Source organism: Desulfothermus naphthae, assembly GCF_054657475.1.
Genome location: NZ_BAAHYQ010000001.1, coordinates 377,346 through 392,685, shown reverse-complemented (window position 1 = coordinate 392,685; position 15,340 = coordinate 377,346). Strand labels below are relative to the sequence as shown.

17 protein-coding genes are annotated in these 15,340 nt (G+C 32.7%); 2 read left to right on the top strand and 15 right to left on the bottom strand.

Annotated features, from left to right (window positions below; translation table 11 throughout):
• Positions 1-246: 246 nt before the first annotated feature.
• The gene (locus ACYQ1E_RS01855; RefSeq protein WP_459874977.1) at positions 247-2,892 is read right to left on the bottom strand and encodes an EAL domain-containing protein; all 2,646 of its coding nucleotides are present in this window, start codon (positions 2,890-2,892) and stop codon (positions 247-249) included.
• A gap of 232 nt (positions 2,893-3,124) precedes the next feature.
• Between ACYQ1E_RS01855 and ACYQ1E_RS01850 the strand changes: the two genes are divergently transcribed.
• The gene (locus ACYQ1E_RS01850) at positions 3,125-3,340 is read left to right on the top strand and encodes an MBL fold metallo-hydrolase (RefSeq protein ID WP_459874976.1); all 216 of its coding nucleotides are present in this window, start codon (positions 3,125-3,127) and stop codon (positions 3,338-3,340) included.
• Positions 3,341-3,590: 250 nt separating this feature from the next.
• Here ACYQ1E_RS01850 and ACYQ1E_RS01845 read toward each other — a convergent pair whose 3' ends face one another.
• The 12 genes from ACYQ1E_RS01845 to ACYQ1E_RS01790 all read right to left on the bottom strand — a co-directional run bounded on the left by ACYQ1E_RS01845 (position 3,591) and on the right by ACYQ1E_RS01790 (position 11,885).
• Positions 3,591-4,013, bottom strand: coding sequence for a DUF3226 domain-containing protein (locus ACYQ1E_RS01845; RefSeq protein WP_459878435.1), 423 nt, complete (start codon positions 4,011-4,013; stop codon positions 3,591-3,593).
• Positions 4,000-4,200 (bottom strand): TOPRIM nucleotidyl transferase/hydrolase domain-containing protein, encoded by a 201-nt coding sequence (locus tag ACYQ1E_RS01840; RefSeq protein ID WP_459874975.1) that lies wholly within the window; start codon positions 4,198-4,200, stop codon positions 4,000-4,002. The genes ACYQ1E_RS01845 and ACYQ1E_RS01840 overlap by 14 nt, the downstream gene beginning before the upstream one ends.
• A 2-nt stretch (positions 4,201-4,202) precedes the next feature.
• Positions 4,203-4,751, bottom strand: a complete 549-nt coding sequence (locus tag ACYQ1E_RS01835) for an AAA family ATPase (RefSeq protein ID WP_488193115.1) — start codon at positions 4,749-4,751, stop codon at positions 4,203-4,205.
• 117 nt (positions 4,752-4,868) lie between these two features.
• Entirely contained in the window at positions 4,869-5,228 is a 360-nt protein-coding gene (locus ACYQ1E_RS01830; protein WP_459874973.1) for an IS1 family transposase, read from the bottom strand.
• Positions 5,135-5,587, bottom strand: coding sequence for an IS1/IS1595 family N-terminal zinc-binding domain-containing protein (locus tag ACYQ1E_RS01825; RefSeq protein WP_459874971.1), 453 nt, complete (start codon positions 5,585-5,587; stop codon positions 5,135-5,137). Before ACYQ1E_RS01825 ends, ACYQ1E_RS01830 begins: the two co-directional genes overlap by 94 nt.
• A gap of 65 nt (positions 5,588-5,652) precedes the next feature.
• Positions 5,653-5,847 carry an AAA family ATPase gene (locus ACYQ1E_RS01820; RefSeq protein ID WP_459874970.1) on the bottom strand — a complete coding sequence of 65 codons (195 nt, stop codon included), beginning with the start codon at positions 5,845-5,847 and terminating at the stop codon, positions 5,653-5,655.
• Positions 5,848-5,963: 116 nt separating this feature from the next.
• Positions 5,964-6,194, bottom strand: a complete 231-nt coding sequence (locus ACYQ1E_RS01815; protein WP_459874969.1) for an addiction module protein — start codon at positions 6,192-6,194, stop codon at positions 5,964-5,966.
• Between the two features lie 307 nt (positions 6,195-6,501).
• Positions 6,502-7,509: an Rpn family recombination-promoting nuclease/putative transposase gene (locus ACYQ1E_RS01810; RefSeq protein WP_459874968.1), complete on the bottom strand. Its 1,008-nt coding sequence runs from the start codon at positions 7,507-7,509 to the stop codon at positions 6,502-6,504.
• Between the two features lie 103 nt (positions 7,510-7,612).
• Positions 7,613-8,584, bottom strand: a complete 972-nt coding sequence (locus ACYQ1E_RS01805) for an Rpn family recombination-promoting nuclease/putative transposase (protein WP_459874967.1) — start codon at positions 8,582-8,584, stop codon at positions 7,613-7,615.
• Between the two features lie 119 nt (positions 8,585-8,703).
• Complete coding sequence (locus tag ACYQ1E_RS01800; protein ID WP_459874966.1) at positions 8,704-9,678, bottom strand: Rpn family recombination-promoting nuclease/putative transposase; 975 nt, start codon at positions 9,676-9,678, stop codon at positions 8,704-8,706.
• A 238-nt stretch (positions 9,679-9,916) separates the two neighbouring features.
• Entirely contained in the window at positions 9,917-10,930 is a 1,014-nt protein-coding gene (locus ACYQ1E_RS01795; RefSeq protein ID WP_459874965.1) for an Rpn family recombination-promoting nuclease/putative transposase, read from the bottom strand.
• A 205-nt stretch (positions 10,931-11,135) separates the two neighbouring features.
• Positions 11,136-11,885, bottom strand: coding sequence for a hypothetical protein (locus ACYQ1E_RS01790; protein ID WP_459874964.1), 750 nt, complete (start codon positions 11,883-11,885; stop codon positions 11,136-11,138).
• 189 nt (positions 11,886-12,074) lie between these two features.
• Here ACYQ1E_RS01790 and ACYQ1E_RS01785 point away from each other — a divergent pair, with 189 nt between their 5' ends.
• A complete protein-coding gene (locus ACYQ1E_RS01785; RefSeq protein ID WP_459874963.1) occupies positions 12,075-13,127 on the top strand; it encodes an IS630 family transposase in 1,053 nt (350 codons plus the stop codon).
• Between the two features lie 264 nt (positions 13,128-13,391).
• On the opposite strand, the gene ACYQ1E_RS01780 is transcribed toward ACYQ1E_RS01785, so the two are convergent.
• Both ACYQ1E_RS01780 and ACYQ1E_RS01775 read right to left on the bottom strand, forming a co-directional pair.
• A complete protein-coding gene (locus ACYQ1E_RS01780; RefSeq protein ID WP_459874805.1) occupies positions 13,392-14,684 on the bottom strand; it encodes an IS1380 family transposase in 1,293 nt (430 codons plus the stop codon).
• A gap of 74 nt (positions 14,685-14,758) precedes the next feature.
• A complete protein-coding gene (locus ACYQ1E_RS01775; RefSeq protein WP_459874962.1) occupies positions 14,759-15,337 on the bottom strand; it encodes an HD domain-containing protein in 579 nt (192 codons plus the stop codon).
• Positions 15,338-15,340: the final 3 nt, after the last annotated feature.

Here is a 15,340-nt window from a genome sequence, read left to right as displayed (position 1 = left end):
GCAAGGGGAGTTTTGTTTGATCTTCTTACTTGAGTTGAAAATTTTTTTGTTCACTGTTCACTGATCACGGTTCATTCTTTATCTGCCTGGCACCTTTTCGCTTTTTTTTCGCAGAGGGATAGGATAAGAGCAGAGGGGGATTTGTGAAAGATAAGGAAGGCCTGCAGTAGCGATTATATAATGTGAATTAAATTCGAGTACTTTGGAGTCCAGGTTTTAGGAAATAGTTCAATTTTCAAACGGATCTCAAAGATGGAGTTTTAGCCCATTGTTTTTTACAAAGTAATCTTCTGTTATTTCTGAAGGAGACATGGGTTTTCCTAAATAATATCCCTGAATATAATCACACCCTTTGGCTTTTAGAAACTCTAACTGTTCTTCTGTCTCAACTCCTTCTGCAAGAACTTTTAGGTTCAGACTGTGTCCAAGATTTATGATGGTTTCTATAATGATCTCATCCTGTCTTGATTTGCCAATTTTTTGCACAAAGGAAAGATCAATTTTAAGCACATCAATTGGAAATTGAGATAAATATGCTAGAGAAGAATATCCTGTTCCAAAATCATCAATAGCAATAGAAAAGCCCATAAACTTTATATCCTGAAGCATCTTTAAAGAAAATTCGTTGTTTTCCATCAAAATCCTTTCAGTAATTTCTAATTCTAACTGATGAGGCTTTATCTTATGAAAAATAACAGCTTCTTTTAAAGAATTCAAAAAATCCGGGCTTTTAAAATCAAGTGCAGATATATTTACAGCCACTTTAAAATCATCTCGACCTGTTATGCTATTCCAAAGACTTATCTGTTCACACACCTTTTTGATAACAAATCTCGTAATGTTTATTATAAGTCCACTATCTTCTGCTATCGGGATAAACTCAGAAGGAGGTATAAATTTGTTTAATTTAGAGCAATACCACCTGATAAGTGCTTCAAATTGAACTAATTTAAGATCATCCACTCTGAATACAGGCTGATAGTTAACAGAAAACTCTTCTTTTTCAATCGCAGACTTAAGAAGCTCCTCCAAACTTACTCTTTTCTTTATCTTTTCTTCTATTGTTTTATCAAATACCACACATTCATCAAGCTTTTCTCTTTTTGCTACACTTAAAGCCATTTCACTGTGTTCCAAAAGCTTGGAAATTTTGTCTGTAACATCAGGATATATTGACCCACCAACATGACATCCCAACTCCACCACCCTCCCTTTTACTTTTATCTTTTGAGTAAGTCCTTGTTTAAACCTAGAAGAGATTTTAAAATATTCCTTTAAAGATAAATCTTCACATATAAAAATTCCAAATTTGTCTATCTCCAGTCTAAAAGCAAAATCTTCTTTTCTCAAAAGGGACTTTATAATGCCTCCAACCTCTTTTAATATTGCATTACCAAATTCATGTCCCCAATAAAAATTCAACAAAGAAAAGCTTTTCAGATCAAGCAATATCAAAGCAACTTTATTTGGCAAATCAGGTTTTGTAGAAAACTCGTTCAACAGTTCAATAAGATAGTTTTTGTTATAAAGCCCTGTTAACTCATCAAAATAAGCCAGTTTTTTTATCTTTGATTCTGCCTCTTTTAAATGAGTTATATCTGTTATTGAAGCCAATCTCATTTTTTGGCCTCTGTAATCTAAATTTATCGACCTTATAATCACATAACGAATGTCTCCTTCTTTGGTCAAAAATTTTGACTCATAAGTTGAGGCTTTTTTCTTCCCCTTTTCAAACTCAATCCTTATTTTTTTCAATTTTTCTTTTTCTTCAGGATGGAAGACATCATCAATCATCATGCTATAAATTTCTTCTTTTGAATATCCTGTTAATTTTAAAAAGTAATCATTTACCAGATGGTACTTGTTAAAGTTATGAATGATTATACCAGCATTTACGATGTTAAATAAGTTAAAAAACAGGTCTCTTTCGTACTTTAATTCTTCAAAAAGCCTGGTTATAACATTATTTAAGACTATAAGTTCTTTATCTTCAACTTCAGGAAGGGTTATCTTAGAATTCTTCTGTAGATCAATTTTTGATATAACAGAAGAAAGCTCTTCTATCTTTTTTACCCATATAGACTTTATAGTTAGATAGATAAGAATTAGAAAAACTGCTGCTCCTAAAATGTTAATAAAAGTAGTAGCATAAATAGCAAAAGTTGTGAGTTTAAGGATAAGAGATGTAAAAGAGCAATTTAAAACAAAAAAGGATTCATTTGAAAATACCAGATCTAATAGGACCTTCCCGCTGAGTTTTTTTACATAAACAGAAACATTACCTAAAGGTGTGGTAAAAACCTTTGACTTCAAAGCTTTTTCTCCAGGCTTTTTAAAGGAGAGAAAAAATTTCATTTCTGGAAAGCTTCTGGCTATATTACTAATAGAAAATTGCTTTGCAACAAGGACTTTTCCAACAGCTGGACCTTGTCCACTGGACATCAAAACAGGGTAAAGGGCATACAAATAAACAACTTTATTTAATCTAAAATAACCTGTTTTTTTCCCAGAAGATAAAACTCGCTTAAAGAAAGATTTTAATTGTGGAGGAATTTCCTCTAAAGTGTATTCTAAACCCTTCTCTTTGTCGTATCCCCTTCCAAAAAAGAAGTTATTTGATTTATCAAAAAATAAGAAGAAGTTCAGTTTTAGATCTTCTAAAGTTGGCCCTCCAAAGTTAGATTTTATATATTCTGGATTTTTTGTTTTCAAAAAATTATAAGTATCATCCCACTTGCCCCAGTCTTTTGCTATTTTTAATAGGTAATTAACTTTGTTAGAAAGACAATTTAAAATATACTTTGAACGAATTATTCCATCAGCCTTTAAAATCTTTTTGGAATAATAGTTAACTAAAAAATAATTGGAAAGATAAGCTAATGGAAGAATCATGAGCAAAATTATCAGAAATAGAATCGTTATTCTTTGAGATAAAGATTTTCCTTTTAAAAACTTCATAATTGAAATATTTGTTCAAAACTTGATTATGCTTTTTCTATAATAGAGGGGAATTCATGTCAATAATTGAGACGCATTGTAGCACTCCCTATAATGAGAAATGTTAATTGTAATTTTTAAAGGCTCAGATCTCTAAAATGTCTGAACAGAGCCAAAGAGAGATGTCATGACTACCTCTACAATTTATCCCTTGGTCGTAGGGGCAAAGGAAACTGATCAGGGAATGATGACTTATCTAAAGTTTTATGGAGAGCGCATTTGGATTCCCATTATGATATTTTATCTCAAGGGTGGTGATAAAAATATACTTGTGGATACAGGGTTTGAAGACTTTGTTGTGCCCGATGAGCTGAAAGAAAAATACGGCGGAGACATCCTTTAAACCTGCCCTGTATAAAAGGGCCTTTTCTATAATTTTTTCATTTTTCAAATCTTTTATTTCTGAATAAGGCAAAATCAAAGCAAGTTCTAAAAAATTTACTTTATTTTTTGGATATCCAAGGGAAAGCATTATTTCCCTATAAAGTGCCTCGTCATGTGGGGAGATTTTAAGGAGATTTTGCATTTTCTGTTTTTTAAGTTGAAGCTACTTGTCGCCTAGGTGGGTCAAGTTTATAAAAGGCATTTCGTATTTATAATTCAAAAAATGTCATAATTTCTGTTTTTAAATCTAAAAAATTTGTAAAACCAATATTAAAAGCCCCACAATTTTTTATAGCTGATGAAAGTTTTAAATAAAGTTTATCATTGCACTGAAAACCTATGTAACAATGAATTTTATATTTTGCCTTTTTAAATTTCTTTTTCTTGTATTTTTTCCAAATTCTTTCCATTTTTTCCACAAATTCTACAATTTCTTTTTGAATATCAGATTCTATTAATCTGAATAATAAGTCCTCTAAAGAACCCTGCTCTTCTGATGGCGGTAAAATTAAAATTCCATATTTTCCTCTATATCCATGTAGAATATCTCCTGGCAGGTCATTAAAAATTTCTTTGAGCATTTGAGATAAAGATTGATAAGTTGTTTTGTAAGATTCATCAGCATCGCTTATAATGAGAATTTTTTTTTACTTTTTTAAACTCATCTTCCTGACTTGCTATTTTTAGTATCGTTTTAAAATTGGATTTTCCTTTTACATCAATAATTTGAATATTGAATACATTTTCCAAAAGTTTTTCAAAAAAAGCTTTATCATCCACACCTTCAACAAAAATCACATATTCTTTTTCAATTTTCATCTTTAGCCTCTAATTTCCCATATTTCTTTCAAAGCTTCTTTTCGCTCTTTTGCTATGAGTTTTAACATTTCAAAATCGTAATAAGCTGCTGTTTGGTCTTTTCTTAATCTAATAAGCTGAAAAAGTTCTTTATATTTTTCTACATCTTTTAGTTCAAATAACGAACAAAAAAACTCTTCATCATGAGTAGTAATGAAAAATTGAATATTAAATTCTTCAGCAATTTTGAAAATTAGATCCCATAACAAGGATTTAGCGGAATAATGCAATCCATTTTCTATTTCGTCAATTAAAATAACCCGTGATAAATTTTCAGATAAAGAAGATTTATAATACAAATCCAATGCAAGCATCCATATATAAAAAACTCTTAACGTTCCTTCCCCATAAAAAGAAAGTGGTAAAACCTTATTCTCAGTTTCTATATATATCACTGAAGGTGCAGATTCAAAAAATATATTTTCTATTTTTTGATTAAATATCTTTTTAAAAACAGATAAAATCTGATTTCTAAGTCCTTTTTTGAGTAATTTACTTAAAATGTTAGTAATATTTATGAGATGATTTGGAGATATTAATATACTTAAAATAGAAACCTTCTCCGAAGGAGGATCCTGGCGAGGAATAAACTTTTCTTCAATAATAGCAGGAGAAAGGTTTGAGAGTGTTCACCTAAAGATAGATAAAAATCTTTGCTGATATTGGGCAAAAATTTCAGGATCAGTTAATGCATGCCATAATTTCATTGATGCATGAACCATTTCTTCCTTTTTAGATACAACTTTCGTCCTACGTGTCATTCGTCCAAGATGATGTCTTGTATTGCTATTATCTCTTTCTATTGTTACTGTTCCTCTTTTTCCTATTATATGGCGCTCTCGCGGCAATACCTTCTTAAAAGCTTCCCAATCATCTGTATAAAAAACACAGTCCTTCAATTGTTCAAGTTTTTTGTATAACCGTCTGAAGGTTGAAGCATCACGATTGCCAATAACCCAGGCAATAGTTCGCCCTCTGCTACGATCCAACGCCTTGATAATCCATATTTTGTTTTTTTTGACTGGATAAAATGCCACATCTCATCAAATTCTATTTCTTTTATCTCATTAGATATAACTGGTTCTGGAAGTGATTCGGCTTCCTCTTTTATCCATCGGTAAGTCAATGAACGAGAAACTCCAAATAATTTAGCTAAAAAGCCAAATGATGCTTTACCAAGAGAATAAAGAATAACTGCAAGAGCTTTTTTTACTTTCAGAGATTCTTTTCTCCTTGCATCTCCTATCACAAAAGTTCGTGAACAGTTCTTGCAGAGATACCGCTGTTTTTTACGAACAAAACCATTTTTGACGACTTGCGTTGAATTACAATGCTTGCATACAACCATTTTCTCCCTCCCATTATTTTGGTTGGGATAACTTATATTATATTTCTATCTAAATGTAAACACTCTCATACTTTTAATCTATTAGTTAATGTTGAGATAAATAAAGATAGGTTAGTGGGATTGCTTCCAATAAATAAAGCTTCCAGAAGATTTGTTTTACCCACATTATTTTTCCCTACAACTAAATTAATTTGTTTCATTTTATTCAAATTAATTTTTGAAAAATTTTTAAAATTCTTCAGTTCAATTGTTTCTATCATGGCTAACCTCTTTAATTAAATCTTTAGACACTCCTTGCCCTTTCTAATTTATTTTTCGCCAGCTCTGCAACTGCTAAATAGGATTCATTATTTGTCTGGCACTTATTCCAATACTCTCATTGGCCAATGATTTTTTTTATCTCGTTAAATACTTCTTCAGCTTCTATTAACTTAACTTTTTTTTCTTTTATTTCATTAATCCTTTTTTCAGCTTCTTCTGCCCAGAAAGCATCTATATCTTTTTGGATAGGCTGTAAACTGGTCAAAATCCTTTCAACTAATTGTGTTTTTATATCTATTGGTAAATAATCTATCATAGACATTAATTCTTCTGTACTTATAGACATGTTTTATCCGCCTATTCTGTACATCTCTTACTTCAAACATCCTTTTTAAAAACTCTTCTTCAATGAGCCTGACTTTCCATGTATGATCTTCACGGCAACTGTGTGTACTCTTAATCCCAAAAGGTAATCAAAGGTCTCTATAAAATCCACTTTAACCAGGCGGGTATCGTCAACAAAAGGCTTTGTCAATCTCTTCAGGAGTGCAAGGGGCGAATAATAACTTATAGGATTGGAACAATATCTGCCGTCCCCTCTAACTTGAGGTGGAAATTTTTCTGTTCACTGTTCACTCTATAATGCCTTGCTCTTACAATTTAAGTTGTTTTAATTTTTCCTCAAATTCCTGTATGGAGCGTACTCTAATAGCCAGTTTATGGAGGGTCTTTAAAATATCCCTGTTCGCAATACCACTAATTTTAACAGACAATTTTGGGTCAAGGAGTCCAAATCTCTCTATCAGTGCGTCTATAACCATTTCCTGGGCCAGAATCATACCTTCCATGCGTCCTTCCTTCTGTCCTTCTATACGCCCTTCTATTCGTCCTTGTTCTATCCATTTTTCTACAAGAGTTGGCATAATGTTAGCCTCCTTTCCTATTTGTCTTATTGCTTCTGTTATATCTTTTTCTTCTATTTTATCACTAGCACTGGCTATATAGGAGAGAAGTGTTTCTAAATATTGAAGAGGTGTATTGCTCTCACCAAGTTCTTTAAAAAGACTAAAAATTCCTTTTAGATATTTGCCTGGTTCAGGTGTTGTAAGATATTTTAGTGCCATTAAAGTGGCTTTTAATATCACTCTCCCCTTGATCTCTTCATCTGATAGAGTAGACAAGTCATAAAGTAAGTAATTAAACTCAGGTATATATTTATTTAGCTCCTTTTCTATCTCTCCAAAAAGATATGAAAAATTTGTTTTTATCGTCCATCTCCTATATCCATTATAAATCACAAGAGGAATAATAACTGGAAGTATAGACTCATGGCTCTGTTTAAGATAAAGGTCCCAGATCTTCACCATATAACGCAAAAGTTGTAGACCAGTAAATCTTTCGGGAGTGCTTTTGTGCTCAAAAAGCAAATAAATAAAACCAGGCCTGGAGCTTAGCTGAACTTCATACAAAAGATCCGAAAAATGTTCTTTTAATTCTTCATCTACAAAGGAATCCTTGACCATGGTAAGGGAATCAAAATCAATTAATCTGCAAATATCTTGGGGCAGATAATTCTTTAAGAAATCTTCAGCCTGTTCTTTATGAGAAAAGACTTCCTTAACAAAGGTATCATGGGGATTTTGAATATACTTTTTGTCCATAAATTTTTTGTTAAAACACCTTTGAAAAGATGGCAAGGGGAGTTTTGTTTGATCTTCTTACCTGAGGTGGAAATTTTTCTGTTCACTCTATAACACCTTGCTCTTACAATTTAAGTTGTTTTAATTTCTCCTCAAATTCCTGTAGGGAGTCTACTTTAATAGCCAGTTTATGCAAGGTCTTTAAAACATCCCTGTTAACAATACCTCTAATTTTAACAGACAATTTTGGGTCAAGGAGTCCAAATCTCTCTATCAATGCGTCTATGACCATTTCCTGGGCCAGGATCATGCCTTCTATACGTCCTTGTTCTATCCATTTTTCTGCAAGAGTTGGCATAATATCTGCCTCCTTTCCTATTTGTTTTATTGCTTCTGTTATGTCTTTTTCTTCTATTTTATCACTAGCACTCGCTATGTAACGTAAAAGTGTTTCTAAGTATTGAAGAGGTGTATTACTCTCACCAAGTTCTTTAAAAAGACTAAAAATTCCTTTTAGATATTTGCCTGGTTCAGGTGTTGTAAGATATTTTAGTGCCATTAAAGTGGCTTTTAATATCACTCTCCCCTTGATCTCTTCATCTGATAGAGTAGACAAGTCATAAAGTAAGTAATTAAACTCAGGTATATATTTATTTAGCTCCTTTTCTATCTCTCCAAAAAGATATGAAAAATTTGTTTTTATCGTCCATCTCCTATATCCATTATAAATCACAAGAGGAATAATAACTGGAAGTATAGACTCATGGCTCTGTTTAAGATAAAGGTCCCAGATCTTCACCATATAACGCAGAAGTTGTAGACCAGTAAATCTTTCGGGAGTGCTTTTGTGCTCAAAAAGCAAATAAATAAAACCAGGCCTGGAGCTTAGCTGAACTTCATAGAGTAAATCAGAAAAATGTTCTTTTAAATCTTCATCTACAAAGGAATCCTTGACAATGTTAAGGGAATCAAAATCAATTAATCTGCAAATATCTTGGGGCAGATAATTTTTCAAAAAATCTTCAGCCTGCTCTTTATGAGAAAAGACTTCCTTTACAAAGGCATCATGGGGATTTTGAATATACTTTTTGTCCATAAATTTTTTGATAAAACACCTTTGAAAAGATGGCAAGGGGAGTTTTGTTTAATCTTCTTACTTGAGAGGGAAATTTTATTCTGTTCACTGTTCACTGATTACCCTATAACACCTTGCTCTTACAATTTAAGTTGTTTTAATTTCTCCTCAAATTCCTGTATGGAGCCTACTCTAATAGCCAGTTTATGCAAGGTCTTTAAAACATCCCTGTTGACAATACCTCTAATTTTAACAGACAATTTTGGGTCAAGGTGTCCAAATCTCTCTATCAGAGCCTCCATGACCATTTCCTGGGCATCCAGGATCATGCCTTCCATACGTCCTTGTTCTATCCATTTTTCTGCAAGAGTTGGCATAATATCTGCCTCCTTTCCTATTTGTTTTATTGCTTCTGTTATGTCTTTTTCTTCTATTTTATCACTAGCACTGGCTATATAGGAGAGAAGTGTTTCTAGATATTGAAGAGGTGTATTGCTCTCACCAAGGTCTTTAAAAAGACTAAAAATTCCTTTTAGATGTTTGCCAGGTTCAGGTGTTGTAAGATATTTTAATGCCATTAAAGTGGCTTTTAATATTACTCTTCCCTTGATCTCTTCATCTGATAGAGTGGACAGATCATAAAGTAAGTAATTAAATTCAGGTATATATTTATTTAGCTCTGTTTCTATTTCTCCAAAAAGATAGGAAAAATTTGTTTTTATCGTCCATCTCCTATGTCCATTATAAATTACAAGAGGGATAATAACAGGAAGAATCGGCTCATGGCTCTGTTTAAGATAAAGATCCCAGATCTTCACCATGTAACGCAATAGTTGTAGACCAGTAAATCTTTGTGGAGTGCTTTTGTGTTCAAAAAGCAAATAAATAAAAGCAGGCCTGGAGCTTAGCTGAACTTCATAGAGTAAATCAGAAAAATGTTCTTTTAATTCTTCATCTACAAAGGAATCTTTGACAAGGGCAAGGGAATCAAAATCAATTAATTTGCAAATATCTTGAGGTAGATAATTTCTTAAAAAATCTTCAGCCTGCTCCTTATGAGAAAAGACTTCTTTAACAAAGGCATCATGTGGATTTTGGATGTATTTTTTGTCCATAATTTTTTAATAAAACACCTTTTATAAGGATGGCAAGAGTGAAAAGGAGACATTCAAAATGTACATTTTATTTTTGTTAATGAGTTAATTGGGTAAGCCTCCACCCATCCATCTATTTACTCATTTACACATACACTCATATACCCATTAACTCATCAATTGGATATGCAAATAACGATTAAAACATTCAATATTCTAAACTCAACGTTTAACGTATCAAAAATTTAGAACTTAGAACCTAACACTTGTCAAGTTGGTTTAATTTTTCCTCAAATTCAGATAAAGAATCCACTCTAATGGCCAGTTTATGCAGACTTTTTAAAACCTCTCTGTTAACTATTCCCTTAATTTTAACAGACAAATCTGGTTTAATAAGTCCAAACCTCTCCATCAAGGCCTCAAGAACCATTTCTTGAGCATCTAAGACCATGCCTTTAATCATCCCTTGCTGTTCTCCTTGTTTCCGTCCTTCTATTCGGCCTTGTTCTATCCATTTTTCTGCAAGAGTTGGCATAATATCTGCCTCCTTTCCTATTTGTTTTATTGCTTCTGTTATGTCTTTTTCTTCTATTTTATCACTAGCACTCGCTATGTAACGTAAAAGTGTTTCTAGATATTGAAGAGGTGTATTGCTCTCACCAAGCTCTTTAAAAAGACTAAAAATTCCTTTTAGATGTTTGCCAGGTTCAGGTGTTGTAAGATATTTTAATGCCATTAAAGTGGCTTTTAATATTACTCTTCCCTTGATCTCTTCATCTGATAGAGTGGACAGATCATAAAGTAAGTAATTAAATTCAGGTATATATTTATTTAGCTCTGTTTCTATTTCTCCAAAAAGATATGAAAAATTTGTTTTTATCGTCCATCTTCTATGTCCATTATAAATTACAAGAGGGATAATAACAGGAAGAATAGGCTCATGGTGTTGTTTAAGATAAAGGGCCCAGATCTTCACCATGTAACGCAATAGTTGTAGACCAGTAAATCTTTGTGGAGTGCTTTTGTGCTCAAAAAGCAAATAAATAAAACCAGGCCTGGAACTTAGCTGAACTTCATACAAAAGATCCGAAAAATGTTCTTTTAATTCTTCATCTACAAAGGAATCCTTGACAATGTTAAGGGAATCAAAATCAATTAATCTACAAATATCATGAGGCAGATAATTTTTTAGGAAATCTTCAGCCTGCTCTTTATGAGAAAAGACTTCCTTAACAAATGCATCATGGGGATTTTGAATATACCTTTTGTCCATACATTTTTTATAAAACACCTTTTATAAGGATGGCAAGGGGAGTTTTGTTTGATATTCTTACTTGAGAGGGAAATTTTATTCTGTTCACTGTTCACTGATCACTGTTCACTCTTTATTTGTTTGGCACTTTTTCGTTTTCTTGCAAATTTGATAATTATTACTTTGCATTTTGTTTGCTTTTATATTTTAACCGTAAGTCTTAGATCTAATCAAAAGCCACCCTTTTAAAAGTAATAGATTCAAATTCTCTTATAATATAACTATCTGTCATTCCTGCAACATAGTCCCAAATTATAAACTTTATAGGTAAATCTTTGATAATATTCTCATCTTTTTTATTAGAATTTTGATCAGGATAAAGCCCCTCTTGTTTTAAAAACTTTTTAAACTCTTCATTATTTATTAAATAATTACCAGCTTCATATGATTTTAACAAATCTTCCTGTTGTTCTTTAGGAAAAATAGAAAGATTTGGTTCTTCATTATTTTGAATTTTAAAAATTGAAAATAGTTTTTCGCAGAGTTCTTCAATTAATTCATTTCCTTTAATATCCCACTTGGCCACATTAGGAGAGTCAAACAATAACTTGTTATAATATTTAAATAATTCTTCAAAAAAAGTAGCAAGTTTTTTAGCATTATTATCTAATCCACTTACTTCTTGTAAATTTGTAAATTTTCCTAAATAAACAGGAATATCTTCTAAACTTTTATCATTTACAAAAAGAAATATTTTTTCTATTAAAGTAAAAGATAAAATTATAAGTAGTTTCACATAAAGTCGCTCAATTTGATTAATATCTTTTGATTTTTCAATGAGGCTTTTTATGCGTTGATATAAATTAGATACATGTTTTTTGCGGTATAATTCTATATTTGGCAAATATTCTTCACAAAGTTGTACCAATCGTTTATAAAAATCTTTTACATAATTAAAACTTTCTATTCTACGCAAATCTTCAATGTCGTGACATAATTGAGCAATTTCATCTGCAATTGCTACAATAAGTCCTTCTGGTGTTAAGGGCTGATTAGTTTTAAATATATTTTCAATTTCACAAGAATTAACAGGTCTATTACAAAAAACATTATAGTATCCTTCAGAACTTGATATAATAGGAACGATTTGATATAATGAATATTTATGAAAGGGGAACGTATTAAGGTTAAAAATGCAGAAGAGCTAAAGGAAAAATTAAAGGGTGAGAAGAAAGACAATATTTTGGTAAAACTTATTTTTCTAAATCTTATAAGAGAAGGGATAGATTTTGAAAAGGCGTGTAGCGGTTGTGGGATAGCCCAATCGACAGGATACTTATGGATAAGGGAATGGAACCAAGAGGGTTATAAAGGGATAAAAGGTAAAGGAAGAGGAAAAGGGGGAGGAAGGCCAAGTAGGCTATCAGAGGAAGATTTAAAAAAGCTTAAGGAATTACTTAAAAAGAGAGCTTATTGGACTACAAAAGAAGTAAGGGCATTGATAAAAGATACTTTTGATATAGAATACTCCCAAGACCATGTAGTAAGGATATTGAGAGATAAGCTTAAGATGCATTTTTCTAAACCATATCCGATGGATTATAGGAAACCAAAAGATGGAGAGAAGATATTAGAGAATCAACTTCAACTTACTTTTTCTCTGTTAAAGGAGAAAGGATTTAAAGAAGAGGAGATAGCAATAGGTTTTATAGATGAAACAAGTCCGCAGAACACCGCCAATACAGTAAGGGTATGGAGTTTTGAGAAGACAAGAATTATAAAAAATACAACAAAGTTCAAGACAAACACAATAGGTTTTTATGCTATAAAAGGAGAAAGTGTAAAATCATTTTTAGAAGATTCAAAAGGCTTATCAATAGCTAAGTTTTTAGAAAAGATAAGAGAAGTAAATAAGAAATATAAAGCGATAGTAGCAATAATAGATAATTTTTCATCCCATAAGAGTAAAGTAGTAAGAGAGAAGGCATCTGAGTTAGATATTTATCTAGTCTATCTTCCCCCTTATTCACCAGAGTTAAATCCTATTGAGTATATCTGGAAAAGTATAAAAAGAGTGCTTTCATTAGTTTTTGTAAAAGATATAAAAGAGATGAAGGAGGTTATATCAGAAGCATGGAATAGGTTATGTAAAAAACTAAGTTTTGCTAAAAGTTGGATAGAAAAATTTTTAAAGGGCACCCCATATTATATTATATGAAATTGTGCGGATAACTATAATATAAGCATCAAATATTACCTAAAATCTGCAATTACAGTTCAATCGTAAGCAACTGATTGTTCTGGACAGAGATACCTAGATATGGAGCTGTTATGTTAAAGGATATGTCTCCCTCATTGTGACTTGGAAGGCTTTTTCAGGTAGAAGCTGCGGTCAGTGGCACTCTTTACGGGTGTGTAAAGGCACACCACTGCACATGGACTTACGCAAAATCCTATTTTGGAGGATACTCTCAAAAAAAGATTAAGCAAATTGTAATGACCGGATGGAATTTTCTATCTTTATCCAACGTTCTTTGAAAAAATAATCCCTCGATAATCGAAGGAACCATTGTCGTCCCGCATGCATCAGCCGAGCTGGAACATGGATTAGAAACATGCGGATTGTGTTGGGCTCTTCTCTAAAACCATCTTCATCGTTGAGCCACATCATCCAAACCAGTAGATTGTAAGCCAGAATACAGGTCTGGAATATGGCGGAGTTGGCCCAAAAATCCTGTGTCAAAATGCTTCCAGAGGCCATCTGTCCCTTACACCACTCAATCCAGTTTTCACTGGCCCCCCGTTGGCAATAATACCTGTGGACGTCCCAGGGACTCAGGTTCATATTTGTTACATAACAAAAATAATCATACTCAGTCTTTGTAACGCTGAAAAAAAAGCAACTAAATTTGCTCTCTATTACTTGACGTACGGCCACAAACCGGCGGGGGTGCTTCCACCTTTCACATTTGTATGTGAATTCGGTCTTCTCATAGCCAGGTCTATTTTTAACCTTGTGCCATTTCTGAGCTTCTAAAAGCTGAGTGAGTCCTCGCATCTTAACCTTGATTAAGTACAAAGCATGAGCCTCTTCTAAGTAGTCTAAAAGTTCTCCATTAAAAAAGGCGGAATCTGCACGTACAATAATTTTCCAGACTCTCCTTGGAAGCTTGGCAAAGCACTCTTGCATAAACTCTACACAACCATTGGCTGAATAAGCATCTCCGGCTCTAAACCAGTTGTGAAGACATTCCCGCGTCTCAGCAATAAAGCAAAGGAGCGGATGATATCCCCTTTGTCCTGGCTTCTTGGGGTTGTAACCCTTCTCGGCACCTTCCTGTTTCCCATACACCCCACGCACTGTAGAGTCCAAATCTAAAGTGATGCGGCTAAACCATTTTTTACCCCAAACCTTTTTGCGCACTTTTGTTTCTACATCGGAGAGCTCATTGCAATGTCGGGGATTAAACAACTTAAAAACCCGATTTATGGTAGTATAGTCAGGAAACCTTTCCCATTTAAAAAGCGACCTCAATGCTAAATCAGATCTTAGGATAAATACATGGCTCATATGCTTAGCCCCAGCTAACACTGCCATCATCAAAATCATGATAATGTCGGAAACCTTATACTGTGCGGTAGCTCCCCGCTTAATAGTAATGTGTTGCTCAAGCATCTTGGGAAGCTTCAGTTTGTCAGCAAACAGGCCCAGCAATACCAGTCCGGCGTTGCCCGTAAGATTTTTTTCAGTGAACTTAACATGGAATCTACGCATAGAATCAGTGCCTCCTAATACTTCCTATTTGAAACACTTTATACCATTAATTCACTATATTGTCAAGCTAAACATTATCTTATGATGCAAATTTTAGGTATTAACTTATATAACTTTAGCTCTAAATCACTTAGATTAAAATGTTTTAAAATACCGTCTAACACCGAAATAGTTAAATTCAAACCATAAAAATCTGGTTTATAATGTTTTTCTAAAAAACAACATACTTTTAAACTTTGAAAAGAATGCCGAATTTTCTTAAATTTTTCTTTAAATTTTCTCCCAAATAAAAATTTAGAAAAAAATTGTTCCCCAATATGTCCATATGGAGAATGTCCTAAATCGTGTCCTAAAGCAATCGCTGCTACACACGAATTGTCAACTCCAATCTTCAGAGTTTTATTAATATGATCTGTCATAGCTTCAGCTATCTGCATTACTTCAAGAGAATGGGTAAGGCGGCTACGGATGTGGTCATTAGTAACTTTTCCATAAGAAACAACTACTTGTGTTTTAAAACTTAATCTTCTAAAAGCTCTGGAAAATAAAATTCTATCTCTGTCTCTTTTTGAAGCTGCTCGTGACTCTTCAGGAATAGTAACTTCTGGAAATTCTTCTTTAAAAAATCGCTTTTTATAAAAATCTTCCTTCATTGT

Bases quoted from the DNA above. Each gene is read 5' to 3' on its own strand.
- ACYQ1E_RS01855 (WP_459874977.1), bottom strand. From the start codon at position 2,892: ATGATTCTTCCATTAGCTTATCTTTCCAATTATTTTTTAGTTAACTAT.
- ACYQ1E_RS01850 (WP_459874976.1), top strand. From the start codon at position 3,125: ATGACTACCTCTACAATTTATCCCTTGGTCGTAGGGGCAAAGGAAACT.
- ACYQ1E_RS01840 (WP_459874975.1), bottom strand. From the start codon at position 4,200: ATGAAAATTGAAAAAGAATATGTGATTTTTGTTGAAGGTGTGGATGAT.
- ACYQ1E_RS01825 (WP_459874971.1), bottom strand. From the start codon at position 5,587: ATGGTTGTATGCAAGCATTGTAATTCAACGCAAGTCGTCAAAAATGGT.
- ACYQ1E_RS01820 (WP_459874970.1), bottom strand. From the start codon at position 5,847: ATGATAGAAACAATTGAACTGAAGAATTTTAAAAATTTTTCAAAAATT.
- ACYQ1E_RS01815 (WP_459874969.1), bottom strand. From the start codon at position 6,194: ATGTCTATAAGTACAGAAGAATTAATGTCTATGATAGATTATTTACCA.
- ACYQ1E_RS01810 (WP_459874968.1), bottom strand. From the start codon at position 7,509: ATGGACAAAAAGTATATTCAAAATCCCCATGATACCTTTGTTAAGGAA.
- ACYQ1E_RS01805 (WP_459874967.1), bottom strand. From the start codon at position 8,584: ATGGACAAAAAGTATATTCAAAATCCCCATGATGCCTTTGTAAAGGAA.
- ACYQ1E_RS01800 (WP_459874966.1), bottom strand. From the start codon at position 9,678: ATGGACAAAAAATACATCCAAAATCCACATGATGCCTTTGTTAAAGAA.
- ACYQ1E_RS01795 (WP_459874965.1), bottom strand. From the start codon at position 10,930: ATGGACAAAAGGTATATTCAAAATCCCCATGATGCATTTGTTAAGGAA.
- ACYQ1E_RS01785 (WP_459874963.1), top strand. From the start codon at position 12,075: ATGAAAGGGGAACGTATTAAGGTTAAAAATGCAGAAGAGCTAAAGGAA.
- ACYQ1E_RS01780 (WP_459874805.1), bottom strand. From the start codon at position 14,684: ATGCGTAGATTCCATGTTAAGTTCACTGAAAAAAATCTTACGGGCAAC.
- ACYQ1E_RS01775 (WP_459874962.1), bottom strand. From the start codon at position 15,337: ATGAAGGAAGATTTTTATAAAAAGCGATTTTTTAAAGAAGAATTTCCA.